23 protein-coding genes are annotated in these 22904 nt (G+C 71.4%); 14 read left to right on the top strand and 9 right to left on the bottom strand.

The features are described from left to right. Positions 1 to 277: 277 nt before the first annotated feature. The 6 genes from GPA10_RS25310 to GPA10_RS25285 all read left to right on the top strand — a co-directional run bounded on the left by GPA10_RS25310 (position 278) and on the right by GPA10_RS25285 (position 5088). On the top strand, positions 278 to 1120 hold the full coding sequence (locus GPA10_RS25310) for a DUF4097 family beta strand repeat-containing protein (protein ID WP_157167557.1): 843 nt from the start codon (positions 278 to 280) through the stop codon (positions 1118 to 1120). 124 nt (positions 1121 to 1244) lie between these two features. Further along, positions 1245 to 2282, top strand: coding sequence for an ATP-binding cassette domain-containing protein (locus GPA10_RS25305; RefSeq protein ID WP_157167503.1), 1038 nt, complete (start codon positions 1245 to 1247; stop codon positions 2280 to 2282). Then, complete coding sequence (locus GPA10_RS25300) at positions 2279 to 3082, top strand: ABC transporter permease (protein WP_058846324.1); 804 nt, start codon at positions 2279 to 2281, stop codon at positions 3080 to 3082. The genes GPA10_RS25305 and GPA10_RS25300 overlap by 4 nt, the downstream gene beginning before the upstream one ends. A gap of 97 nt (positions 3083 to 3179) precedes the next feature. Then, positions 3180 to 3812, top strand: a complete 633-nt coding sequence (locus GPA10_RS42745) for a helix-turn-helix domain-containing protein (protein ID WP_246259698.1) — start codon at positions 3180 to 3182, stop codon at positions 3810 to 3812. Positions 3813 to 3868: 56 nt separating this feature from the next. Beyond that, the gene (locus tag GPA10_RS25290; protein WP_157167502.1) at positions 3869 to 4600 is read left to right on the top strand and encodes a hypothetical protein; all 732 of its coding nucleotides are present in this window, start codon (positions 3869 to 3871) and stop codon (positions 4598 to 4600) included. Positions 4601 to 4737: 137 nt separating this feature from the next. Then, complete coding sequence (locus GPA10_RS25285) at positions 4738 to 5088, top strand: DUF2516 family protein (RefSeq protein WP_241844819.1); 351 nt, start codon at positions 4738 to 4740, stop codon at positions 5086 to 5088. Positions 5089 to 5110: 22 nt separating this feature from the next. On the opposite strand, the gene GPA10_RS25280 is transcribed toward GPA10_RS25285, so the two are convergent. The 3 genes from GPA10_RS25280 to GPA10_RS25270 form a co-directional block, all read right to left on the bottom strand. After that, complete coding sequence (locus GPA10_RS25280) at positions 5111 to 6775, bottom strand: PP2C family protein-serine/threonine phosphatase (RefSeq protein ID WP_246259696.1); 1665 nt, start codon at positions 6773 to 6775, stop codon at positions 5111 to 5113. 320 nt (positions 6776 to 7095) lie between these two features. Then, positions 7096 to 8163, bottom strand: a complete 1068-nt coding sequence (locus tag GPA10_RS25275; protein WP_343041303.1) for a C40 family peptidase — start codon at positions 8161 to 8163, stop codon at positions 7096 to 7098. 209 nt (positions 8164 to 8372) lie between these two features. Continuing rightward, the gene (locus GPA10_RS25270) at positions 8373 to 9179 is read right to left on the bottom strand and encodes a class I SAM-dependent methyltransferase (protein ID WP_157167500.1); all 807 of its coding nucleotides are present in this window, start codon (positions 9177 to 9179) and stop codon (positions 8373 to 8375) included. 157 nt (positions 9180 to 9336) lie between these two features. Here GPA10_RS25270 and mshA point away from each other — a divergent pair, with 157 nt between their 5' ends. Further along, on the top strand, positions 9337 to 10683 hold the full coding sequence (gene mshA / locus GPA10_RS25265) for a D-inositol-3-phosphate glycosyltransferase (protein ID WP_343041302.1): 1347 nt from the start codon (positions 9337 to 9339) through the stop codon (positions 10681 to 10683). Then, on the top strand, positions 10676 to 11179 hold the full coding sequence (locus GPA10_RS25260; RefSeq protein WP_157167499.1) for a type III secretion system chaperone family protein: 504 nt from the start codon (positions 10676 to 10678) through the stop codon (positions 11177 to 11179). Before mshA ends, GPA10_RS25260 begins: the two co-directional genes overlap by 8 nt. A gap of 111 nt (positions 11180 to 11290) precedes the next feature. On the opposite strand, the gene GPA10_RS25255 is transcribed toward GPA10_RS25260, so the two are convergent. From GPA10_RS25255 to GPA10_RS25245, 3 genes are all read right to left on the bottom strand, one after another. Then, on the bottom strand, positions 11291 to 11491 hold the full coding sequence (locus GPA10_RS25255) for a hypothetical protein (protein WP_157167555.1): 201 nt from the start codon (positions 11489 to 11491) through the stop codon (positions 11291 to 11293). 68 nt (positions 11492 to 11559) lie between these two features. Further along, positions 11560 to 11808 (bottom strand): hypothetical protein, encoded by a 249-nt coding sequence (locus tag GPA10_RS25250; RefSeq protein WP_058846319.1) that lies wholly within the window; start codon positions 11806 to 11808, stop codon positions 11560 to 11562. 7 nt (positions 11809 to 11815) lie between these two features. Further along, positions 11816 to 13300: an MDR family MFS transporter gene (locus tag GPA10_RS25245; protein ID WP_157167498.1), complete on the bottom strand. Its 1485-nt coding sequence runs from the start codon at positions 13298 to 13300 to the stop codon at positions 11816 to 11818. A 191-nt stretch (positions 13301 to 13491) separates the two neighbouring features. Here GPA10_RS25245 and GPA10_RS25240 point away from each other — a divergent pair, with 191 nt between their 5' ends. Next, complete coding sequence (locus GPA10_RS25240) at positions 13492 to 14253, top strand: phosphoglyceromutase (RefSeq protein WP_058846318.1); 762 nt, start codon at positions 13492 to 13494, stop codon at positions 14251 to 14253. Between the two features lie 118 nt (positions 14254 to 14371). Here the strand turns inward: GPA10_RS25240 and GPA10_RS25235 are convergent, their stop codons facing one another. Together GPA10_RS25235 and phoU are read right to left on the bottom strand one after the other, a co-directional pair. Then, positions 14372 to 15001 carry a phage tail protein gene (locus GPA10_RS25235; protein ID WP_157167497.1) on the bottom strand — a complete coding sequence of 210 codons (630 nt, stop codon included), beginning with the start codon at positions 14999 to 15001 and terminating at the stop codon, positions 14372 to 14374. A gap of 771 nt (positions 15002 to 15772) precedes the next feature. Beyond that, positions 15773 to 16453: a phosphate signaling complex protein PhoU gene (gene phoU / locus GPA10_RS25230; protein WP_058846316.1), complete on the bottom strand. Its 681-nt coding sequence runs from the start codon at positions 16451 to 16453 to the stop codon at positions 15773 to 15775. A gap of 349 nt (positions 16454 to 16802) precedes the next feature. Between phoU and phoR the strand changes: the two genes are divergently transcribed. Both phoR and phoP read left to right on the top strand, forming a co-directional pair. Further along, positions 16803 to 18068 (top strand): two-component system sensor histidine kinase PhoR, encoded by a 1266-nt coding sequence (gene phoR / locus GPA10_RS25225; RefSeq protein ID WP_058846315.1) that lies wholly within the window; start codon positions 16803 to 16805, stop codon positions 18066 to 18068. Continuing rightward, the gene (gene phoP, locus GPA10_RS25220; RefSeq protein ID WP_030362171.1) at positions 18065 to 18745 is read left to right on the top strand and encodes a two-component system response regulator PhoP; all 681 of its coding nucleotides are present in this window, start codon (positions 18065 to 18067) and stop codon (positions 18743 to 18745) included. Before phoR ends, phoP begins: the two co-directional genes overlap by 4 nt. Positions 18746 to 18832: 87 nt before the next feature. Here the strand turns inward: phoP and GPA10_RS25215 are convergent, their stop codons facing one another. Continuing rightward, entirely contained in the window at positions 18833 to 19621 is a 789-nt protein-coding gene (locus GPA10_RS25215) for a copper chaperone PCu(A)C domain-containing protein (protein WP_343041301.1), read from the bottom strand. Positions 19622 to 20348: 727 nt separating this feature from the next. Between GPA10_RS25215 and GPA10_RS25205 the strand changes: the two genes are divergently transcribed. The 3 genes from GPA10_RS25205 to ispF all read left to right on the top strand — a co-directional run bounded on the left by GPA10_RS25205 (position 20349) and on the right by ispF (position 22679). Then, complete coding sequence (locus GPA10_RS25205; protein ID WP_003953493.1) at positions 20349 to 20831, top strand: CarD family transcriptional regulator; 483 nt, start codon at positions 20349 to 20351, stop codon at positions 20829 to 20831. Positions 20832 to 21262: 431 nt separating this feature from the next. Continuing rightward, positions 21263 to 22147, top strand: a complete 885-nt coding sequence (gene ispD / locus GPA10_RS25200) for a 2-C-methyl-D-erythritol 4-phosphate cytidylyltransferase (protein ID WP_157167496.1) — start codon at positions 21263 to 21265, stop codon at positions 22145 to 22147. After that, positions 22137 to 22679, top strand: coding sequence for a 2-C-methyl-D-erythritol 2,4-cyclodiphosphate synthase (gene ispF, locus GPA10_RS25195; RefSeq protein ID WP_079085995.1), 543 nt, complete (start codon positions 22137 to 22139; stop codon positions 22677 to 22679). The genes ispD and ispF overlap by 11 nt, the downstream gene beginning before the upstream one ends. Positions 22680 to 22904: the final 225 nt, after the last annotated feature.

The raw sequence follows: 22904 nt of genomic DNA, 5'->3' as shown, positions 1-22904 counted from the left end.
TCGATGCCAACTCCCCGATGCTGGGAAAGCCGCAGGTCACGGCGTGTGCGCGTGGGTGGGTGCCGGTACGGCACGCTCCTCAATGGCCCCCGTGGCACCATGTGTGTGCCAACGAGGGTTGCATTGGTGCCATGGTGATGCCATGCTGGCATCACCGAAGGCGAGGGGGCCCGCGCTGAACGCGGGGGCCGCGCCGACGGGACGTACGACGCGCACGACGACCGACGAGCCCGCTGACTCCAGCGGGTTCCGCCACCACAGTCAGAACAGGACGGCCATGCCTTCTTTCGACACCCCCGAGCCCATCTCCGCTGTCATCGAATTCGACATGGGCACCGCGCACATCTCGGCGAGCAAGCGGCTCGACACCGTCGTCACGGTGACGCCGTCGAACGGGGCCGAGCAGGCCGACGTGAAGGCGGCCGAGCAGACCGAGGTCTCCTGCAAGGGCGGCACGCTCCTGATCAAGGGCGCCAAGAAGCGCTCGCTCTTCGGCGGCAAGACCGGTTCGGTCGACGTCACCATCGAGCTGCCCGCGGGATCGGACGTCCGGGCGCTGACGGCCGTGGGCGCCTTCACCACCGAAGGACGCCTCGGCGACTGCCGCTTGGAGACCGCGTCCGGTGACGTCCGGGTGGCCGAGGCCGACGCGGCCTTCCTCAAGACGAGCTTGGGTGACATCCGCCTGGACCGGGCCACCGGCGACGTGGAGGCCGAGGCGGCCGGCCGGGTCGAGCTCGGGGACGTCGCGGGCGCCGCCACCGTAAGGAACTTCAAGGGCGACACCACCATCCGCGAGGTCACCGGCGAACTGCGCGCCACCGCCGCGTACGGCGCCGTCGCCGTGGGCGTCGCGCACGGCGCGGTCGACATCACGGCGGACAGCGGCACGATCAAGGTCGACGAGGTGATCCGCGGCATGGTCACCCTGGAGACGTCCGACGGCGGCGTCGAGGTCGGCATCCGCAGGACCAGCGTCGCCCAGCTGGAGGTCAAGTCCCACGCGGGCACGGTGCACAACTCGATCGACACCGCCGCGGCCCCCGGCCCGGACGCCGAGTCCGTCACCGTCCGCGCCCGCACGGGCGTCGGCGACATCGTGATCCGCCGCAACGCCTGACGGCCGCCGGGCAGTGCCGACGACGACGCGGCATCGCGAGGCTCCCGGCATGCCAGGGGGCCCACGGACAACGCGGAACATACGTATCACCCGGACCATCAAGGGATGAGGAGGCGGCGGCACGATGACTGCCACCACCGTTGGGACCGCCCCGCCGCAGGGCATCGCCGCCAAGGGGCTGCGCAAGGCGTACGGCGAGAAGGTGGTGCTCGACGGCATCGACCTGGATGTCGCCCCGGGCACGATCTTCGCCCTCCTCGGCCCCAACGGAGCCGGCAAGACCACCACCGTCCAGATCCTCTCCACGCTGATCGCCGCCGACGGGGGCAGTGCGCTCGTCGCGGGCCGCTCCCTGGAGCGGGAGGCGGACGCCGTGCGCTCCGCCATCGGCGTCACGGGGCAGTTCGCCGCGGTGGACGACCTGCTCACCGCGGAGGAGAACATGCTCCTCGTCGCGGACCTGCTCCACCTCGACCGGGCCGAGGGCAGGCGCCGCGCCGCCGAGCTCCTGGCCCGCTTCGACCTCGCCGACGTGGCGAAGAAGACCGCGTCGGCGTTCTCCGGGGGCATGCGGCGCAAGCTCGACCTGGCGATGACCCTGGTCGGCGAGCCCGACGTCATCTTCCTCGACGAGCCGACGACGGGCCTCGACCCGCGCAGCCGCCGCACGATGTGGGAACTCATCCGCGACCTGGTCGCGGGCGGCACCACCATCTTCCTGACGACGCAGTACCTGGAGGAGGCCGACCAGCTCGCCGACCGCATAGCGGTCCTCGACGGCGGCAGGATCGTCGCCGAGGGCACGGCGGACGAGCTCAAGCGCCTCATTCCCGGCGGGCACATCCGGCTGCGGTTCGACGACATCGGGCAGCTGGAGGCCGCCGTGGACCGCCTCGCGCTCTCCACGGTCGTCCGCGACGACGAGACGCTGAGCCTCCAGGTCCCGAGCGACGGCAGCATCTCCGCCCTGCGTGCGGTGCTCGACGTCCTGGAGGGCGCGGGCGTCCAGGCCGAGACGCTCACCGTGCACACCCCCGACCTCGACGACGTCTTCCTGACCCTGACCGGCCAGGGCCGGACGGCCCACGCCCCGCACCCGTACAGCGCGGACGCGTACAGCGCGGACGCGTTGCACCCCGCAGCCAAGGAGGCCCGGCGATGAGCGCCGACTCGTACGCCGTGCGCGACTCGATGACGATGCTGCGCCGCAACCTCAAGCACGCCCGGCGCTATCCGTCGATGACGATCTCCGTCGTCGCCATGCCCCTGCTGATGCTGCTCCTGTTCGTGTACGTCTTCGGCGGCGCGCTCGGCGGCGGCATCGACATCCCTGGCGCCGCGGGCGGCGGCGACCGGGGCGACTACACCAACTACGTCACGCCCGGCATCCTCCTGATGGCCGTGACCTCGGCCGCCATCTCCACGGCGGTGTCGGTCTGCTCGGACATGACCGAGGGCATCATCAACCGCTTCCGCACCATGGCGATCTCCCGGGCCTCGGTGCTCGTGGGCCATGTGGTCGGCAACGTCATCCAGACCATGATCAGCCTGGTCCTGGTCGTCCTCGTAGCCGTCGCGGTGGGCTTCCGGCCGGACGCGAGCGTGGTGGAGTGGCTGGCCGCGTTCGGCCTCCTTCTCGCCCTGGCCTTCGCCCTCGCCTGGGTCTCGGCGGCGATGGGCCTCGGCTCGCAGAGCGTGGAGACCGCCTCCAACGCCCCCATGCCGCTGACGTTCCTGCCCTTCCTCGGCTCCGCGGTCGTCACCCCCGAGTCGATGCCGGACGGCCTGCGCTGGTTCGCCGAGTACCAGCCCTTCACCCCGATCAACGAGACCCTGCGCGGCCTGCTCCTCGGCACCGGCATCGGCAACGACGCCTGGACCTCCCTGGCCTGGCTCCTCGGCCTCTCCGCCGTCGGCTACTTCTGGGCGAGGGCTTCCTTCGCCAAGGTCGTGAAGCGTTAGGCCTTCCGCGGCCTGTCGAGGGCGGCGGCGCGTGGCGTGGCGCACTTTTGCAAGCGCGTGCTTGCAATAGTTAGCGGGATGGGTGCACCATCGACTCATGGCATCGCTCAACGTCGGCAATCTCGGGGAGTACCTGCGCGAGCAGCGGCGCACCGCGCAGCTGTCGCTCAGGCAGCTCGCCGATGCCGCCGGGGTGTCGAATCCGTATCTGAGCCAGATCGAGCGCGGGCTGCGCAAGCCGAGCGCCGAGGTGCTGCAACAGGTGGCCAAGGCGCTGAGGATCTCGGCCGAGACGTTGTACGTCCGGGCGGGGATCCTCGACGAGAAGGAGCGGGACGAGCTGGAGACGCGCGCCGTCATCCTCGCCGACCCCTCCATCAACGAGCGGCAGAAGCAGGTGCTGCTGCAGATCTACGAGTCGTTCCGCAAGGAGAACGGCTTCGTGACCTCGGCGGACGCCGACGGCGCAGGCCAGGGCGCGAACGTCGTCGGCCTGGACGCGAACGGCGTCGGCCCGCACGTCGAAGGCATCGACGGTGCCGACGGCATCGACGTCGGTGTGGACGCCCATGGCATCGGCATCGATCCGGACGCGGACGACATCGACCTGGACGCGGCGGGGGACGGCGGCGTCCGGGCCGACGGCGGAGACGACGACGCGCCACCCACACGCAAGCAATCCGCGGGCGAGCCGCCCCAGAGCGAGCAGTCCCAGGGCGAGCCCTCCTAGGGCTGTCCGGGGCGAGCGGCCCGCAAGCCGAAGCGAATCCGGGAGGACCATTCGCCATGCCCATCACCGACGACGTACGCAAGACGCTCACCGACCCCAAGCCCCTCTACTTCTTCGCCGGCGGCGCCGACCTCGCGTACCAGCAGGCCAAGAAGGTGCCCGGCCTCATCGAGCAGCTCGCCGCGGAGGCCCCGGCGCGGATCGACGCCGTCCGCAACACCGACCCCAAGGACGTCCAGGACAAGGCCGCTGCCCGCGCCAAGGAGGCCCGCGAGGTCATCCAGGCCAAGGTCGGCGAGTTCTTCGGCTCCCTGGACACGGACCTGAAGAAGCTCGGCGAAGGCGCACAGGACCTGGCCCTGCGCAGCGTCGGCGTCGCCGTCGAGTACGCGGTCCAGGCGCGGGAGAAGTACGACCAGGTCGCCGAGCACGGTGAGCAGACCGTGCGGTCCTGGCGCGGCGAGGCCGCCGAGGGCCTGACCGACCTCGCTGTCCAGGTGGAGCCCGACGAGGCCGCGAACGGCGAAGGCGCCGCCTCCTCCGGCACGGGCTCGAACTCGGCGTCCTCGGACACGGGTGCGTCCGACAGCGGCCCCTCCGCCGCAGCCACGTCCTCGTCCACATCCACGTCCACGTCCACGTCCACGGACAAGCCTGCCGCCAAGAAGAGCACCACGACGGCCAAGAAGCCCGCCGCCAAGAAGACGGCACCGTCGTCGACGGCGTCCACATCGACGAACACGTCGACGTCCACGACGGCGAAGAAGACCACGCCGCCCGCCAAGTAGGGCGAAGAAGACCACGCCGCCCGCCAAGTAGAGGGAGCGGCGCCGGCCGGGCACTCCCGGAGTGCCCGGCCCGTTGTCCGGGTAAGCGGGTACGGTGACGTTGGCTTCGTACGTCGCGTAGGGATACGCCGAGACTGGTGGTGGACGTTGTGCTGATGCAGGGGTTCGCGAACCTCATGTGGCTGCTGTCGCTGGCCCTGATCGTGTTCAGCGGCTTCGCGCTCCTCGACGCCGCCATCCGGCGGGAGGACGCCTACCGCGCGGCGGACAAGAAGACCAAGCCGTTCTGGCTGATCATCCTCGGGATCGCCTTCGTGGTGAACCTGCTCTTCCCGATCCTGTCGTTCCTGCCCATCATCGGCCTCATCGCGACCATCGTGTACATGGTCGACGTGCGGCCCGCGCTGCGCCAGATCACCGGCGGGGGCGGCGGCCGCCGCGGCTCCAGCAGCGACGGCCCCTACGGGCCGTACAACGGCGGGCGCTGAGCAGGCACGCCGGGAGCGGGCGCTAGCGCGTCCGGTCGAGCAGCAGTACCGCCACGTCGTCCGTCAGGTCGCCGCCGTTGAGTTCCTGGGCCTCGTTCACCGCGGCCTCCAGGAGTTCGTCGCCGCCGAGGCCCGCCGCGATCTTGCGGCGGACCATCTCCACCATGCCGTCCTGCCCGAGCCGCTGGTTGCCCTGGCCGATCCGGCCCTCGATCAGGCCGTCCGTGTACAGCATCAGGCTCCAGCTGCCGCCGAGCTCCACCTGGCGGCGGGGCCACCGGGCCCGCGGCAGCAGGCCGAGCGCGGGGCCCCCGTCGTCGTACGGGAGCAACTCCGCGGGCCGGCCGGGGCGGGCTATCAGCGGTGACGGGTGGCCGGCCAGGCACAGGCCCGCCCTGCGCCCGTCCGGCGCGATGTCCACCGTGCACAGGGTCGCGAAGATCTCCTCGTCGGCACGCTCGTGCTCCAGGACCTTCTGGAGGGTGGACAGCAGCTCGTCGCCGCACAGCCCCGCGAAGGTCAGCGCGCGCCAGGCGATGCGCAGCTCGACACCGAGCGCCGCCTCGTCGGGGCCGTGCCCGCACACGTCGCCGATCATCACGTGCACCGAGCCGTCCGGCGTGCGCACCGTGTCGTAGAAGTCACCGCCGAGCAGTGCCCGGGAGCGGCCGGGGCGGTAGCGGGCGGCGAAGCGCAGCGGGGAGCCGTCGAGCAGCGGCGTCGGCAGCAGCCCGCGCTCCAGACGGGCGTTCTCCTGGGCGCGCAGACGGGACTCCGAGAGCTGGCGCTGCGCGGCGTCCGCGCGCTTGCGCTCCACCGCGTACCGGATGGCGCGGCTCAGCAGGCGGCCGTCCAGCTCCTCGCGCAGCAGATAGTCCTGGGCGCCGACCCGCACGGCCTGGGCGCCGATCTCGGCGTCGCCGGACGCGGTGAGCGCGAGTACGGCGTGGCGGGGCGCGAGGCGCAGCACGTGCCGGAGCACGGCGAGCTCGTCGGGGTCGGTGGCGCCGCGGTCGGTGTCCTCGGGGCCGCTCGCGGGGGTCCGGCCCGGCAGGGCCAGGTCGAGCAGGATGCAGTGCACGTCGTCCGTGAGCAGCCGCTCGGCCTCGGTGAGGTTGCGGGCGGTGCGGATACGGATCGGCCTGCCCGCGGAGTCCAGGAGCTCGGGAAGCCTCAGGGAGCCGGTCGGGTCGTCCTCGATGACGAGGAGAGTGAGGGCGATGCCGCTGCCCGCGCCGTTGCGTGGGCTGTGGTCTGTGGCGGCGTCTGGGCCGCCGCCTGGGCTGTGGTCTGTGGCATCGTCTGGGCTGCCGCCTGGGCTGTGGTCTGTGTCGCCGCCTGGGCTGCTGCCTGTGCCGCCGTTCGCGCTGCTGCCTGTGCCGCTGCCGCTGCTCGCGCCGCCGTTGGCGCCGCTGCCGCTGCCCACGCCACCGCGTACGCCGCTGTCTGTGCCGTTGGCCGCGAGGCCGTCGCCGTGGCCGCCCTCGCCGTGGCCGCCCTCGGCGGGACCGCCCTCAGCGGGGCTACCGCCCGCGAGGCCGCGGTCCGCGTGGCCGCGGCCCGCGGACCTGGCGCCCTCGGCGGTGTCATGGTCCGAGGGGCCGGTGCCGTCGGCTTCCGGGGTGGTACCGGCCTGACCGCCTTCCGCGGCCGGGATCGCTCTCTGCCGCGGTATGGGTACGGGCATCGTTGAGTTCCTTCCCTCCCCCCGAGGGCATGGTGGCGCGACGGTCGCACGCACCACCAGACGGGGACCATAGCGGTACCCGGGACTCGTGTGGAATGGCGTCCGGCACGCGGCCGACGGCATATGCCGCATCCTGGACGGCATTTGGAACGAACCCGGTCCGCTTGTGATGACGAACGTCACGTCCGGACGGTTGAGCCGGACCCAGGGCGTGCGGCACGGGTCACAGGCCACCGTGTCCTTGCAGGCTGGCAGGCTGGCAGGCTGGCAGGCTGGCAGGTCGGCAGGCAGGCTGGCGGGGGGAGAGAGGGCCGGGCCCCTTACTTGTCCGGCCGCACCACGCCGAGTATCTCCATGGACCCCGCACCCGCGACCGTCACGTCCCGCCCGGGGCGGGGAGCGTGCACGATGGCGCCGTCGCCCACATAGAGGCCGACGTGACTGGCGTCCTTGTGGTAGATGATCAGGTCGCCGGGGCGCATGTTCTTCACGTCGACGTGGGGGAGCTGCTTCCACTGCTCCTGCGAGGTGCGCGGGATGCCCTTGCCCGCGGCGGCCCAGGCCTGGGACGTCAGCCCCGAGCAGTCGAAGGACTTCGGGCCCTCGGCACCCCATACGTACGGCTTGCCGATCTGCGCGGTGGCGTAGGCGATGGCCTTCTTGCCGGGCGAGGTCGCGTCGCCGCCCTTCGCGTCCTTGAGTATGCCGGTGTCCACCCAGGCGGACTGCCGCTTCAGGGCGGCCTCCTCCTCCAGCTTCCGCAGCCGCTCGCGCTCCGTCTTCTCCAGGCGCGACTCCAGCTTCTCGGCGGCGGCGATCTTCTTCTTGACCTTCTTCTTCGCCTCGGCCTTGGCCTTGCGGTTGGCCTCGAGGCGCTTCCACTGGGCGGAGGCGTCCTTGGCGTACGTCGTCAAGTCCTCCTGCGTGCGGGCCATTTCGGTCAGCATGGACTTCGTCGCGTGCTGGCCGCGGCGCAGTCGGCCCGCGCCGTCGAGGAACCGGCTCGGGTTGTCGCTGAGCAGCAGCTTGGCCTCGTCGGGCACTCCGCCGCGGCGGTACTGCGCGCGGGCGGCGGCGGCCGCGCGGGCCCTGAGCCTCTCCAGCCTCGCCTGTCCCTTGTCGATGGAGCGGGCCAGCCGCACGATCTCCTGCGACTGCTTCTCGGCCTTCTCCTCCGCGGCGTTGTACGCGTCCGTGGCCGTGCCCGCCTCGCGGTAGAGCCGCTCGATCTCCTCGCGGACCTGTTCGAGGGATCTATTCGTGGGGGGAGTGGGGTCCGTGGGTCGCGCGAACGCCGTGCCCGGCGCGGCCAGCACCGCGGCAGCGCACGCGCAGATCAGTGCCACGGCCGTCGTCGTCGAGTGCCCCTTGCCGGTCACGCCCGCCACCCCCAAAGCTGATTTACCGTCAGTAACTTGTCCGCGCGTTTCCGGGGATGGTGCCATGTCGCCGCCGATTGCGACAGAGCCACGCGGCAACTCCGATCCCCCGTCTGCCTCGTGTGACGTACCGAAAGCGGAGATCGTTCCATCGGCGGACCCGGAGATCGCCCCCATGGGGCACGGAGATCACCCCTACGGGACACGGAGCCGGGCCGTCAGGCCCCGCGCGGCGCCAACGCCTCCCACCGCACCGTCACTTCCCCCTGCCGCCACCGCGCGCCGCGGTCCACCACCGGCCAGTCCGCCGTCAGGTCCCGCACCGCCCGCGCCCACCGCTGCCGCGCCCCGTACGCCGCGTACGGGGCTGCCGCCGCCCACGCCCGGTCGAAGTCCCGCAGGAACGCGTGCACCGGCTCACCGGGCACATTGCGGTGGATCAGCGCCTTGGGCAGCCGCTCCGCGAGGTCGGAGGGGCGCTCCAGGGAGGCGAGGCGGGCCGCGAACGTCACCGTGCGCGGGCCCTCCGGGCCGAGCGCGACCCACACGTGCCGCCGCCCGATCTCGTCGCAGGTGCCCTCGACGAGCAGCCCGCCCGGCGCGAGCCGCCCGCACAGCCGCTCCCAGACGGCGGCGACCTGGTCCTCGTCGTACTGGCGCAGCACGTTCGCCGCACGGATCAACAGCGGGCGCGCGGCCAGCGGCACCTCGAAGCCGCCGTGCCGGAAGGTGAGGCCCTCGCGCTCGTAGGGCCGGGCCGCCGCCACCCGCTCCGGGTCGATCTCGATGCCCGTCACGCACGCGCGCGGGGCGACGGTACGCAGCCGCAGGAGCAGTTCGACGGCGGTCCAGGGGGCCGCGCCGTAGCCGAGGTCGACGGCGAGCGGAGCCTCCGCGCCGCGCAGCGCGGCGCCGTGGACGGCGGCGATCCACCGGTCCATGCGGCGCAGCCGGTTGGGATTCGTGGTGCCGCGCGTCACCGTTCCCACGGGGCGGAGGGGTGAACGGGGTGCGCGGGCGGACATGGGGCAAGCGTAAGCAAGGAAATCGGTTGAGAATGACTAGGTAATGCTTTGGCAAAGAGGAAATGGAGCCGACCCTTCCGGTGTTGCTCCCCTCTGGAGGCGCGCACCCGGCCTCCCCCTCGTCGTGCCCGCCGCCAAGGCCAAGGAGGACCGCCACGTGAGCCACTACGTGACCAGGCTCGGGCGTCGCTCCCCATCCGCGCCCGCCCGGATCAGGCTGCCCGGCTCCTCGCGGCGCCCCCGCCGGGTGGCCATGCTCAGCGTGCACACCTCGCCGCTGCACCAGCCCGGCACCGGTGACGCGGGCGGCATGAACGTCTACATCGTGGAGCTCGCCAGGCGCCTGGCCGCCCTCAACATCGAGGTCGAGATCTTCACCCGCGCCACCACCGGCACGCTTCCGCCCGTCGTGGAGCTGGCGCCGGGCGTCCTCGTGCGCCACGTCGACGCGGGCCCCTACGAAGGCCTCGCCAAGGAGGAGCTGCCGGCCCAGCTGTGCGCGTTCACGCACGGCGTGATGCAGGCCTGGGCGGGCCACCGCCCCGGCCACTACGACCTGGTCCACTCCCACTACTGGCTCAGCGGCCACGTCGGCTGGCTGGCCGCCGAGCGCTGGGGCACGCCCCTCGTGCACGCCATGCACACCATGGCGAAGGTCAAGAACGCCGCGCTCGCCGCGGGCGACACCCCCGAGCCCGCCGCCCGCGTCATCGGCGAGACCCAGATCGTGCGCGCCGCCGACCGGCTCGTCGCCAACACCGCCGAAGAGGCCGACGAACTCGTCCGCCACTACGAGGCCGACCCCGGGAAGGTCGCAGTCGTCCACCCGGGCGTGAACCTGGACCGCTTCCGCCCGGCCGACGGCCGCGCTGCCGCCCGCCACCGCCTCGGCCTGCCCCAGGACGCCCTGATCCCGCTCTTCGCGGGCCGCATCCAGCCCCTGAAGGCCCCCGACGTGCTGCTGCGCGCCGTGGGCTGTCTGCTCGACGAGCGGCCGGAACTGCGTACGCGGATCGTCGTGCCGGTCGTCGGCGGGCCGAGCGGCAGCGGCCTCGCCAAGCCCGAGGGGCTCCAGAAGCTGGCCGCGCGCCTGGGGATCGCGGATGTCGTCCGCTTCCAGCCGCCCGTCGGGCAGGAGCAGCTCGCCGACTGGTTCCGGGCCGCGTCCGTGCTCGTGATGCCCTCCTACAGCGAGTCCTTCGGCCTGGTGGCCATCGAGGCGCAGGCCGCGGGGACGCCCGTGCTCGCCGCGGCGGTGGGCGGACTGCCCGTGGCCGTGCGCGACGGCGAGACCGGATTCCTGATCTCCGGTCACGAACCCGCCCCCTACGCGCGCATGCTCGGCGAACTCGCCGACCGTCCACAGCTTGTGGACCGCATGGGCGCGGCGGCCGCGCGGCACGCGCAGTCCTTCGGCTGGGGGACCGCCGCGTCCGCCACGGCCGACGTGTACTCCGCCGCCGTGCACGATCACCGGCGTCACGTACGCTCGCACCATGGCTGACGTTGCTGGCGGGGCGCCCTGTGCGGTGATCGAGCGGGCTCTGGACGAGGCCGATCTCGAGTGGGAGTCCCCGGAGTCCGGCTCCTACGTGGTGAAGCTGCCAGGTACGCGCAAGCTCTCCACGACCCTCTCGCTGCGCGTGGGCAACCACTCGCTGTCCCTGAACGCCTTCGTGATCCGCCACCCCGACGAGAACCACGAAGCCGTGCACCGCTGGCTCCTGGAGCGCAATCTGCGCCTGTACGGCGTGAGTTACGCCATCGACTCCCTGGGCGACGTGTACCTCACCGGCAAGCTGCCGCTCGCCGCCGTCACACCCGACGAACTCGACCGCCTCCTCGGCTCCGTCCTTGAGGCGGCGGACGGCTCCTTCAACACCCTCCTGGAGCTGGGCTTCGCTTCGGCGATCCGCAAGGAGTACGAGTGGCGGGTGTCCCGCGGCGAGTCCACCCGCAACTTGGACGCGTTCACCCACTTGACCCGGCCTGGAGCCTGAGACGTTCCACTGCCCGTGTTCCGCCGCCCACATCCCGGCCGGACTGGTCAAATTTGACGGCATCGCTCCGTACAGTGCCACGGTGGTGCCGGTTGCCACGGTGGTGCCGGTTCAGTTGAACGGGACCAGCCGGACCACCGTCACGGTCAGGACCGACCCCGACACGTAGTAGAGGACGATCGCGCCGCCGACCGTCGCCTCACGGCGGTCGGGTTCGGCCGGTTCCGCGGACACGGCGGTCGAACCGTGCCCGTAGGGGTCGCGGCCCAGGGTGCGGGCCATGGCGACCCGGAAGGCGTCCGCGTCGGCCATCTTGGCGAGGGTGTCGTCGGCGGGCGGCGCGTACGTGATGCGATAGCTCCCGCTCCGGCGGTGACGGCTCACGCGATGCTCCGCCTCTCCGCCTCGTCGGCGGCCAGCCGGTCGAGCAGGGCCTCGGCCTCGGGATCGGGCACGGCCTCCAGCATCCAGTGCCGCATCACGGAGTGGATCTCGTCGACACCGGCCTCGTTGATGGCCCGGTCGAACTCCGCGCGCCGGTCCTCCGGCAGGGCGGCGCGGATGTCCGGGATGGTGTTGGGAACGTCCACCTCCTCGCCGCCGATGAAGGTCTTCAGTGGTTCGGCCATGGTCAGGTCACTCTCCCTGCGGTCCCAGTGGGTCCTGCGCTGGGCTCACGGTAGCGGCGGCGGTCGGCGCGGCCGGGGTGACCGGTGCGATCGGCGCGGCCGGGGTGGCCGACGCGATCGATGCGGCCGGGGTGACCGGCGCGACCGGAGAGACCGGATCGACCGGGGGAACCAGGGTGACCGGCGCGACCTCCACGCCCGACTCCGACCTCGATTCCGACCCCGACCCCGATTCCGACCCCGACCCCGATTCCGACCCCAACCCCGACTCCGGCTCCGGCACCGCCCCCGTACCCTCCGAAAGACCCCGCATCAGCCCCCAGTACCCGAGCGCCGCGACGGTACCCACGACCGCGCACCCGCCCCACAGCCACTGCGCGCCCAGACGGTCGATGAGCAGGCCGGACATCAGGGGCGCCACCAGGGCGGCGACGGCCCACGACATCGTGTACATGCCCTGGTAGCGGCCGCGCCCGTGGGTCGGCGAGAGCCGCACGACCAGTCCCGTCTGGGTGGGCGCGTTGACGATCTCGGCGAGCGTCCAGATCATCACGGTCAGCACGAAGAGCCCGACCGAACCGGCGAACGCGGTGAGCCCGAAGCCGATCCCGGCGAGGAGCGAGGACAGGACCAGCAGGCTCTGCGGGTCCCGGTGCTCGATGAACCGCGTCACCGGGATCTGCAGTACGACGATCATGACGCCGTTGACGGCGATGGCCACGCCGTAGTCGCTGGGGGAGAAGCCCGCCTCGCCCATCGCGATCGGGAGACCCACCGAGCCCTGCTGGAAGATCAGGGCGACCAGGAAGGAGAGCCCGACGACCCCCATGAACCGCCCGTCGCGCAGCACGGTGCCGAGCCCCACGCCGTCCGCCTCGCCGCCGCCCGCACTCTCCTGCGGCCGCGACTCCGGCAGCTTCACGTAGACGACGATCGCGCACGCCAACGTCATGGCGGCCTCGATCAGGAACCCCGCGAGATAGCTGTAGGAGGCGATGAAACCCGCGCCCGCGGAGGAGATGGCGAAGCCCAGGTTGATGGCCCAGTAGTTGAGCGAGAAGGCGCGCACCCGGTCCTCGGGGCGCACGATGTCCGCCATCATCGCCTGCACGGCGGGCCGCGAGGCGTTGCTGGCCATGCCGACGAGGAAGGCGACGCCGGCGATCGCGACCGGGTGCTGCATGAAGCCGAGCAGCGCCACGGAGGCGGCTGTCGAGGTCTGCGCGATCAGTAGCGTGGGCCGCCTTCCGAGCCGGTCGGTCATCACCCCGGCACCGAGCGAGGAGATGACGCCGCCGAGGCCGTGCAGGGCGGCGACGAGCCCGGCGTAGGTGGCGGAGTAGCCCCGGTCGAGCGTCAGGTACAGCGCCATGAAGGTGGCCACGAACGCCCCGAGCCGGTTGACCAGGGTGCTGGTCCACAGCCACCAGAAGGCGGGGGGCATGCCCGAGACGGACTCCTTGACGGCACGTCTGAGCGCGGTGACTGACATGGTTCCCCCGAGGTGGTGCGGACGGTAGCTGTGAGAGCCCGGTCCGGAGAGCACCCGTACACGAACATGTAAGTGCCCAAACCGGCGAGCACAAGTTACGTCTCCGTCGCGTCGTCCCGCCACCCGATTGACGCCGACCGTCAATCGTTCCCGGGCGCCGCCGCTCGGAGGGTTCGATTACGCTCAGGGGCATGGCCGACGCACCGTACAAGCTGATCCTCCTCCGCCACGGCGAGAGCGAATGGAACGCGAAGAACCTGTTCACCGGCTGGGTGGACGTCAACCTGAACGAGAAGGGCGAGAAGGAGGCGGTCCGCGGCGGTGAGCTGCTCAAGGACGCCGGCCTGCTGCCCGACGTGGTCCACACCTCGCTCCAGAAGCGCGCGATCCGCACCGCGCAGCTCGCCCTGGAGTCGGCCGACCGCCACTGGATCCCCGTACACCGCTCGTGGCGCCTGAACGAGCGCCACTACGGCGCGCTCCAGGGCAAGGACAAGGCCCAGACCCTCGCCGAGTTCGGCGAGGAGCAGTTCATGCTGTGGCGCCGCTCGTACGACACCCCGCCGCCGCCCCTGGACCGCGACGCGGAGTACTCCCAGTTCTCCGACCCCCGCTACGCCACGCTCCCGCCGGAGCTGCGCCCGCGGACGGAGTGCCTCAAGGACGTCGTCGTCCGGATGCTCCCCTACTGGTTCGACGCCATCGTCCCCGACCTCCTCACGGGCCGCACCGTCCTCGTCGCCGCCCACGGCAACAGCCTCCGCGCCCTGGTCAAGCACCTGGACAACATCTCCGACGCCGACATCGCGGGCCTGAACATCCCCACCGGCATCCCCCTGTCCTACGAACTGGACGCCGACTTCAAGCCCGTGAACCCGGGCGGCACCTATCTCGACCCGGACGCGGCGAAGGCGGCGATCGAGGCGGTCAAGAACCAGGGCAAGAAGAAGTAGGCCCCCACGTGCGAGGCCATCCCGGGGCCGTCGCGCGTTCAAGGCCCCCACCTGCGGTTTTTCCGTCGGTGGGGGCCTTGCTGCTGTGTCCTGCTGTGTCCTGGCCGATTGTTGTGCCCTAGCCGATCGTCAGGCTCGTGAACTTGATCGTGACGCTCTGGGCGTCGCCGGTCGGGGGGTTCTCGACCTTGATGACCCTGGGCTCTTGCAGGGTGTACCGCCGTGTCGCGTTGCCCGTGTGGTCCAGCACGTCGAGGGACGCCGTCTGGGGCTGGGTGGCGCCGTCGATCAGGTTCGTGAACTGCTGGGACCGTTCGGAGCCCCGGGTCACGGTCATCGTGCCCGACTGCTGCTGGCCGGGGATGAGCGTGTTGGAGGGGACCTGCTGCGTGGGCTGGTCCATCGTCAGGTCGGAGACCTCGCTGAGGGCCTCGGTGCCGCCGTCGACGTTCCACTGGAACGTGCGGGGGGTAAGGGTGTCGCCCGTCAGGAGCTTCACCTCCCCGCCTTCGGCCCCGCCCTTGGCCCCGGGGGACGGCTTCGTGTGGCCTTTCGCGCCGCCGTCGGACGAGTCGGGGTGCGACTCGGCCTTCTGGGAGGGACCGGCGCTCGACGCGCCGGCGTTCGAGGAGGACGCGTCCGTGTCCGAGGAGCCGGAGCCGCACGCGGTCAGCAGACCCAGGGACAGCAAGGCGGCGGTAGCCACCCCGGCCATGCGGCGGCGCGCGCTGATGGGGGAACGGGTCATGGGGAGACTCCCTGAGCTGTCGGCGCTTGCGCCGTCGACGGCTGACCGGGGTCTCTTCCCTGGTGCCGATCTGTCAACGGCTGCGTGTGGTGGACGCCTTGAGTCTGCGAGCCCGTCGGTCCCCACCACCACAGAACGCGGGCAGGTTGGGAAGCTGGAACGCACTTTCGCCGCTGACCAGGTGAAACGAAGCACGGGTGGAACGCCGGGGCGGGACGCCCACGGTGGGAGCGTCCGCCGGGGCGGGACGCCCACGGTGGGAGCGGGGGAGCGGGGAGCGGGGAGCGAGGAGCGAGGGGTCGGGGAGCCAGGGATCGGGCGAGCGGGGAGCGGGGGAGCGAGGGAGCGCGACAGGGTGGTAGGTCGGGGGCGGCGGGCGTGGCCACTGCGGGGCAGCAGACCGAACGCCGTGCGCGCACATGTGCGCCGTTGACGCGCCCCGCCGCTGTGGGCATGCAATGGACAAGCAGGCAGTACGTCTTCGCAGTACGCCTTCGAGGAGGAGACCCATGGCCGAGTCCCCCAAGACCGATACCTGTGCGAGCGGTTGTCAGTGCGGTTCCGGTTGCAGTTGCGGCTGCCAGTCCGGTGGCCCGTGCCAGTGCGGCGGCGGTTGCGGCTGAGCCGCTGACGGACGCCGAAGGGTGGGTGCCGTGCCCCGCAGGGAACGGCACCCACCCTTCGGCGTGTCTGGCGCCTCTGCCCGGCGCCTCTGTCCGGCGCCCCTGAGCGGCCCGCCCCGCGGCGCGCCCAGCAGCGCGGCAGTGGGCGTTACGCGCCCTCCACCGGCGCCGCACCCGGCTGGATCTCGTCCGCGTGCTCGCCCGTCACCAGGTACACGACGCGCTTGGCCACGGACACCGCGTGGTCAGCGAAGCGCTCGTAGTACCGGCCGAGGAGCGTCACGTCGACCGCCGTCTCGATGCCGTGCTTCCAGCGGTCGTCCATCAGGTGCTGGAACAGCGTGCGGTGCAGCAGGTCCATCTCGTCGTCGTCCTGCTCCAGCTGGAGCGCCAGATCGACGTCCTTGGTGATGATGACCTCCGCCGCCTTGGCCATCAGGCGCTGCGCGAGCTGCCCCATCTCCAGGATGGTCGCGTGCAGGTCGCGCGGCACCGCCGAGTCCGGGAAGCGCAGCCGGGCCAGCTTGGCCACGTGCTGGGCCAGGTCCCCGGACCGCTCCAGGTCGGCGCTCATCCGCAGCGAGGTCACGACGATCCGCAGGTCCGTCGCGACCGGCTGCTGCCGCGCCAGCAGGGCTATCGCCCGCGCCTCCAGCTCGTGCTGGAGGTCGTCGACCTTCTGGTCGGCGGCGATCACGCTCTCGGCCAGCTTCAGATCGGCGTCGAGCATGGCCGTGGTGGCGCGCCCGATCGCCGACCCGACAAGACGGGCCATTTCGACCAGGCCCTCGCCGATCGAGTCAAGTTCCTCGTGGTACGCGTCACGCATGTGGCTGTCCCTCTCTCGTACGTCACAGGGGGTCACCCCTACGCTCCCACGGTGCGGGGCGGACGCGACCGTTTAAGTCATCTCAAATGAATCGGCTCTGTCGTCAAGGTGAACTGTGGGCGACAGTGCCCCGCGCCGCCCCGGATGCGCCACACTGCACACAGGGCCCCGCGAGGCGACCAGCGCCCCGCACCCGGAGGGCGGGCCCCGCACCGGAAACAGCCGGTCCACCAGGCAGTCCCGACGAAATGAACCACTGCCGTCCCCACGGTGAACTCTGAGCGACGAGTGTTCGAGCGGCCACCCGGATGGCTGTGGGAGGTGCTCCGAACACGCATAACCTGGAGGCATGGACGTGAACGCGGCGGTCGCCGCAGCGGCAGCGATCGCCGGGGTGTGCACCGGCGTCATCGCCATGCTGGCGTTTCGCTGGAGCGAACGCGACCAGAAGAGGCCCACCAGGACATCCCTGCACACGGACCCGGTCCTTCCCCCCGGCGTCGACACGGTCCTCTCCGTGCTGCGCTCCTCCGCCGTCGTCCTCGACGAGGCGGACAGCGTGGTCAAGGCGAGCTCCGCGGCATACGCCCTCGGACTGGTGCGCGGCGGCAAGCTCGCCGTCGAGCCCATGCTGCAGATGGCCAGGGACACCCGGCGTGACGGCGAGATACGGCAGGTCGAGCTCGACCTGCCGCGCCGGGGCACCGGCCGCGGCGACGCCCTCGCGGTCTCCGCGAGAGTGGCACCGCTCGGCTCCCGCCTCGTGCTGCTCCTCGTCGAGGACCTCACGGAGGCCCGCCGCATCGAGGCCGTGCGCCGCGACTTCGTGGCGAACGTCAGCCACGAGCTGAAGACCCCGGTGGGCGCCCTCTCCCTGCTCTCCGAAGCCGTCATGGACGCCGCCGACGACCCCGAGGCCGTCGAACGCTTCGCCGGCCGGATGCAGAACGAGGCGACCCGCCTGACCAACCTCGTGCAGGAGCTCATCGACCTCTCCCGGGTGCAGAACGACGACCCCCTTGAGGACGCCGAGCCCGTCCGCGTCGACGAGCTCGTCGGCGAGGCCATCGACCGCTGCCGCCACCAGGCCGGCACCAAGCAGATCACGATGGCCGCGGGCGGCACCGCCGAACTGCACGTCTGGGGCAACCGGGGCCAGCTCGCCGCGGCCCTCGGCAACCTCGTCGAGAACGCCGTCAACTACTCGCCGGCCCGCACCAGGGTCGGCATAGCCGCACGCCGGGTCACCGTACCGGGCGGAGACCTCATCGAGGTCGCGGTCACCGACCAGGGCATCGGAATCTCCGACAAGGACAAGGAGCGCATCTTCGAGCGCTTCTACCGCGTCGACCCGGCCCGCTCGCGCGCCACCGGCGGGACCGGCCTCGGTCTCGCCATCGTCAAGCACGTGGCCGCCTCGCACGGCGGGGAGGTCACCGTGTGGAGCTCGGAGGGACAGGGCTCCACCTTCACGCTGCGGCTGCCCGAGGCAGCCGCGACCCGCGACCGCGGAGCAGGCAACGGCCTCACCGCGGACGGCGCGCACCAGGGCGCAAGGCCCGACGACACAACTGCATACGAACCCATTCCTGCCGCCCCGGAGGTCCTTCCGTGACCCGAGTGCTCGTCGTCGAGGACGAGGAGTCCTTCAGCGACGCCCTGTCGTACATGCTCCGCAAGGAGGGCTTCGAGGTCGCGATCGCGGCCACCGGCCCGGACGGTCTCGACGAATTCGAGCGCAACGGCGCCGACCTCGTCCTGCTCGACCTGATGCTGCCCGGCCTGCCCGGCACCGAGGTCTGCCGCCAGCTGCGCAGCCGCTCGAACGTGCCGGTGATCATGGTCACCGCCAAGGACAGTGAGATCGACAAGGTCGTCGGTCTGGAAATAGGAGCCGACGACTACGTCACCAAGCCCTTCTCCTCCCGCGAACTGGTCGCCCGCATCCGCGCCGTGCTGCGCCGCCGGGGCGAGCCGGAGGAGGTCGCCCCGCAGGCCCTGGAGGCCGGCCCGGTCCGCATGGACGTCGACCGCCACGTGGTCACCGTCTCCGGCTCCAAGGTCGACCTGCCCCTGAAGGAGTTCGACCTCCTGGAGATGCTGCTGCGCAACGCGGGCCGCGTCCTCACCCGCATGCAGCTCATCGACCGCGTCTGGGGCGCCGACTACGTGGGCGACACCAAGACCCTGGACGTGCACGTCAAGCGCCTGCGCGCCAAGATCGAGCCGGACCCGGGGGCCCCGCGCTACCTGGTGACGGTCCGCGGCCTCGGCTACAAGTTCGAGCCGTAAACCGGACTGAGTGTGTAAGCCGAAGGGCGGGAACCTGAGAAGGTTCCCGCCCTTCGGCTTACACACTCAGTGGTTCGAGTACGGGGCTCAGTGCTGGGCGCCGCTGCCGCCGTCGTCGTGCCCGTCCGCACCGGGCGTGGTCCCCGGGCTCTGCGCGCCCTCGGCGCCGTCGCCGGCGCCGTTCGCGCCGTCCGTGCGGTCGTCGCCGTTCGCGCGCTGCGCGTCGTCGCCGCCCTCGGTGTCCGCGTCCGGGGTGTTCGACGGGTTCCCGGTGGGGGAGCCGGACGGCTTGCCCGAGGGCTTGCCGGAGGCGCCCTTCGACGGCTTGCCGTCCGGGGCCTCGGGAAGCTCGCTCGGGCCCCACTTCTTGAAGTAGCTCTCGGCCGGGACGACGAACGTCTTCAGCTTCACGTCGCCGGTCTTGCTGAAGGCGAAGGTGACGGGCTGCGCGTTGCCGTCCTTGACGGCCTCACGGCTGGAGGGCAGCACCGCGGAGGCGTTGTCCTTGCCGCCGATGGTGACGGAGGCGCCCGCCGGAATGGTGAGACCGCCGCCCTTGCCCTTCTTCTCGCCCTTGGCGGGGGTGAGCTCGGCCTTCTTGCCGGCGCCGTCGACGGTGATCGCGTCGAGGGTCTGGGGGGTGTCGCCGTTGTTGAAGACCGTCGCTGCGACCACGGCCGGGCCCGTCGACTCCCGGTCCGGCTGCGTGATGATCATGGCGTTCTGGATCTTGATGTCACCGACGGCGGTCGCCGCGTTGTCCGGCTTGATCTCGATCGTCTCGGCGTTGTTTCCGGCACCGCAGGCGGTGAGCGAGGCGAGCGAGAACGCGAGGGCGGTGGCGGCGATGGCGCCGCGTCGAAGGCTGCGGCTCACGGCGGCGGCAACTCCTAGAACGAGGGCGGTAACGGATGGCGGGCAGCCGGTCGACCGCCCTAAGGGTGTGTCAGCGGGCTTAGGTTACCGAGCCGTTCCCGCGCCACCGCACCCGACCCGCCCCTGCGGCGCGCGAGCCTCCCAGGTGCCTTGTGCCCCGGCCGCCCCAATGGCCTCCTGCGACCCCCTGTTCACCCCGCGCCGCTCATTCCGAAAACCGTCGGCAACGGAGCCCGGACGTTTTTCCGCAAGAAATGCGCCACCCTTCCGGAAATTGATCGGGTGGGAGATCGGGCGCGAGATCGGGCAGGAGATCAGGGGGGAACGACGGGGGAACAGGGGGTGGATCACTACCGCCTAACGGGGGGTGGATCGGGGCGCGCTTCCGGCGCACCGGCGCCCGCCGCCTCTTGATCAATTCCGGATTCACCTAGTCGGCTCGTACGTGTTGTCGGTCACCGAACGGAGTAGCGAAAGTTCACCCACGGGAACCCGGCAAACCGGGACGTTCGTCCCCTTGGGGCGCCCTCCCGGGGTGCGTAACGTGGACGTTTCACCTCCACCCGGCAGCCGCTCCCACCTGCGAATACCCCCTTCCGCACCCCTCTCGCAGCACGTTCCTGTCGCTGTTGTCAAGCCCCGAGATATGCCCTGACCTGCGAAAACGCCATTCAGAAGACGCCGTATCCGTGTTACCCTGGATAGCCACGGAAGGGGTACCTGTCACATGACGTTCAAGGTTGGCGACACCGTGGTCTATCCCCATCACGGGGCCGCGCTGATCGAGGCCATCGAAACTCGCCAGATCAAAGGCGTGGACAAGACCTACTTGGTGCTGAAGGTCGCCCAGGGCGACTTGACGGTACGTGTGCCAGCGGACAATGCGGAGTTCGTCGGTGTGCGTGATGTGGTCGGGCAGGACGGTCTCGACCGGGTCTTCGAAGTACTGCGCGCGCCGTACGCCGAAGAGCCCACGAACTGGTCGCGCCGTTACAAGGCAAATCTCGAGAAGCTCGCCTCCGGCGATGTCATCAAGGTCGCGGAAGTGGTCCGTGACCTGTGGCGTCGGGAGCGCGAGCGCGGACTGTCCGCAGGTGAGAAGCGCATGCTCGCCAAGGCCCGCCAGATCCTGGTGAGCGAACTCGCCCTCGCGGAGAACACCAACGAGGACAAGGCCGAGGCCCTGCTCGACGAGGTTCTCGCGTCCTGACCGACGCAGCTGCGTGACCGACGTGGTCGAACAGTGCCTGATCGACGTGATCAAGCAGTGCACGACCAGGCGTGACGTATGAGCCGAGGCGTGCGATCCGAGAAGGACACATTGCCGCGGTGCCCGATGACTCCGAAAGGTGTTGCCGGGCACTGCGGCATGCTCATTTCCGGAGGGTCCGCCCCCGGCTCTTTCCGGGAGGTCCACCCCCGGTTCGCCGACGGTTCTCCGGGTGGTCTGCCCCCGATACGGACAATCATCCCCCGGTACTTTGGCGTGCCGGGCTCGGGCAGCTGGCTCGACCAGATGTCACGGAAGGGTCCGGTCAAGGCTCTCGCCCGGCACTCCCCCAGCCCTCGTACTGCTCTCAAGCAGGGGGTACCCCCAGGCCATACCCACGTCGCCCGAGCACACAAACCTGAACGGAACCGATGTCTGACGCATCTACCGCGGCGGGCCCGCACGGCCCCGGAAACGCCGCCAAGACCACCCCGTCCGCGCAGCCAGCGCAGCCCGCACAGCCAGCGCAGTCCGAGCAGTCAAGGCAGCCCCAGGCCCCCCGGCACCGCACCGCGGCAGTGATCCCCGCCGCGGGGCGCGGCGTACGGCTCGGCCCGGGAGCCCCCAAGGCGCTGCGCGCGCTGAACGGCACGCCCATGCTCGTCCACGCGGTGCGCGCCATGGCCGCCTCGCGCGCCGTCTCGGTCGTCGTGGTCGTGGCCCCGCCCGACGGCGCCGCCGAGGTCAAGACCCTCCTCACCGACCACGCCCTGCCCGAGCGCACCGACGTCCTCGTCGTGCCCGGCGGCGCGACCCGCCAGGAGTCCGTGCGTCTCGGTCTGGACGCGCTGCCGCCCGGCATCGACATCGTGCTCGTGCACGACGCGGCCCGCCCCCTGGTCCCCGTCGACACCGTCGACGGCGTCATCGAGGCCGTCCGCGACGGGGCGCCCGCCGTGGTCCCCGCGCTGCCGGTCACCGACACGGTCAAGGAAGTCGCCCCCGCCGCCGCGGAACCCGCCCCCGCGGGATCCGCCGCCCCGGTCGCCCCCGAACCCGTCGTCGCCACCCCCGACCGGTCCCGGCTGCGCGCCGTGCAGACGCCGCAGGGATTCGACCACGCCACCCTGCTGCGCGCGCATGAAGCCGTCGTCGTCGGCGACGGCGCCACGGACGACGCCGGGCTCGTGGAACGGCTCGGCGAGCCCGTCGTGCTCGTACCCGGCCACGAAGAGGCCTTCAAGGTGACCCGGCCGCTCGACCTCGTGCTCGCCGAGGCCGTACTCGCCCGCAGGAGGGCCAACGATGGCTTCTGACGCACCGCGCACCATCACCGCGCACACCTCCGCGACCCCCACGTCGCCGTTTCCGCTGCCGCAGGTCGGCATCGGCACCGACATCCACGCCTTCGAAGAGGGCCGCGAGCTGTGGTGCGCCGGTCTCAAGTGGGAGGGGGAGGGGCCCGGCCTCGCCGGGCACTCCGACGCGGACGTCGTCGCGCACGCGGCGTGCAACGCGCTGTTCTCCGCCGCCGGGCTCGGCGACCTCGGCGCGCACTTCGGCACCGGGCGCCCCGAGTGGGCCGGCGCCTCCGGGCTCGCGCTGCTCACCGAGGCGGCGCGGATCGTGCGGGACGCCGGGTTCGTGATCGGCAATGTGGCCGTGCAGGTCGTCGGGGACCGCCCGAAGATCGGCAAGCGGCGCGCGGAAGCGCAGAAGGTTCTCTCCGAGGCGGCGGGCGCCCCCGTCTCGGTGTCCGGTGCGACCACCGACGGGCTCGGCTTCCCCGGGCGGGGGGACGGGCTTGCGGCCGTGGCCACAGCGCTCGTTGTTCGGGCGGCCGGTTAGCGGGAGCGGGGGCTCCCCCCTTGTCGGCGCTCCGCGCCTCGTCCTCAAACGCCGGACGGGCTGATTCCCGCCCGCCCGTCCGGCGTGCGAGCATCAGCGCGCCGCAGCGACAAGCGCGCCGCAGCGACAGGCGCATCGCGGCGTGGATATCCCCGAGCAGTCACGTGTGCTCCTGGAAGATCGGGTACCCAGCAGGACATATCCGACCGCACCCACCCGGACGGG

Origin of the sequence: Streptomyces typhae (genome assembly GCF_009755605.1) — a bacterium.
Classification (GTDB): Bacteria; Actinomycetota; Actinomycetes; order Streptomycetales; family Streptomycetaceae; genus Streptomyces; species Streptomyces typhae.
Note: the sequence above shows the minus strand (reverse complement) of the source record. Positions and strands in the feature narration are given on the sequence as shown.

Excerpts from the sequence above, each read along its gene's own strand:
- GPA10_RS25310 (WP_157167557.1), top strand. The coding sequence starts at position 278 with ATGCCTTCTTTCGACACCCCCGAGCCCATCTCCGCTGTCATCGAATTC.
- GPA10_RS25305 (WP_157167503.1), top strand. The coding sequence starts at position 1,245 with ATGACTGCCACCACCGTTGGGACCGCCCCGCCGCAGGGCATCGCCGCC.
- GPA10_RS25300 (WP_058846324.1), top strand. The coding sequence starts at position 2,279 with ATGAGCGCCGACTCGTACGCCGTGCGCGACTCGATGACGATGCTGCGC.
- GPA10_RS42745 (WP_246259698.1), top strand. The coding sequence starts at position 3,180 with ATGGCATCGCTCAACGTCGGCAATCTCGGGGAGTACCTGCGCGAGCAG.
- GPA10_RS25290 (WP_157167502.1), top strand. The coding sequence starts at position 3,869 with ATGCCCATCACCGACGACGTACGCAAGACGCTCACCGACCCCAAGCCC.
- GPA10_RS25280 (WP_246259696.1), bottom strand. The coding sequence starts at position 6,775 with ATGCCCGTACCCATACCGCGGCAGAGAGCGATCCCGGCCGCGGAAGGC.
- GPA10_RS25270 (WP_157167500.1), bottom strand. The coding sequence starts at position 9,179 with ATGTCCGCCCGCGCACCCCGTTCACCCCTCCGCCCCGTGGGAACGGTG.
- GPA10_RS25260 (WP_157167499.1), top strand. The coding sequence starts at position 10,676 with ATGGCTGACGTTGCTGGCGGGGCGCCCTGTGCGGTGATCGAGCGGGCT.
- GPA10_RS25255 (WP_157167555.1), bottom strand. The coding sequence starts at position 11,491 with ATGGCCGACGCGGACGCCTTCCGGGTCGCCATGGCCCGCACCCTGGGC.
- GPA10_RS25250 (WP_058846319.1), bottom strand. The coding sequence starts at position 11,808 with ATGGCCGAACCACTGAAGACCTTCATCGGCGGCGAGGAGGTGGACGTT.
- GPA10_RS25245 (WP_157167498.1), bottom strand. The coding sequence starts at position 13,300 with ATGTCAGTCACCGCGCTCAGACGTGCCGTCAAGGAGTCCGTCTCGGGC.
- GPA10_RS25240 (WP_058846318.1), top strand. The coding sequence starts at position 13,492 with ATGGCCGACGCACCGTACAAGCTGATCCTCCTCCGCCACGGCGAGAGC.
- GPA10_RS25235 (WP_157167497.1), bottom strand. The coding sequence starts at position 15,001 with ATGACCCGTTCCCCCATCAGCGCGCGCCGCCGCATGGCCGGGGTGGCT.
- phoU (WP_058846316.1), bottom strand. The coding sequence starts at position 16,453 with ATGCGTGACGCGTACCACGAGGAACTTGACTCGATCGGCGAGGGCCTG.
- phoR (WP_058846315.1), top strand. The coding sequence starts at position 16,803 with ATGGACGTGAACGCGGCGGTCGCCGCAGCGGCAGCGATCGCCGGGGTG.
- GPA10_RS25205 (WP_003953493.1), top strand. The coding sequence starts at position 20,349 with ATGACGTTCAAGGTTGGCGACACCGTGGTCTATCCCCATCACGGGGCC.
- ispD (WP_157167496.1), top strand. The coding sequence starts at position 21,263 with ATGTCTGACGCATCTACCGCGGCGGGCCCGCACGGCCCCGGAAACGCC.
- ispF (WP_079085995.1), top strand. The coding sequence starts at position 22,137 with ATGGCTTCTGACGCACCGCGCACCATCACCGCGCACACCTCCGCGACC.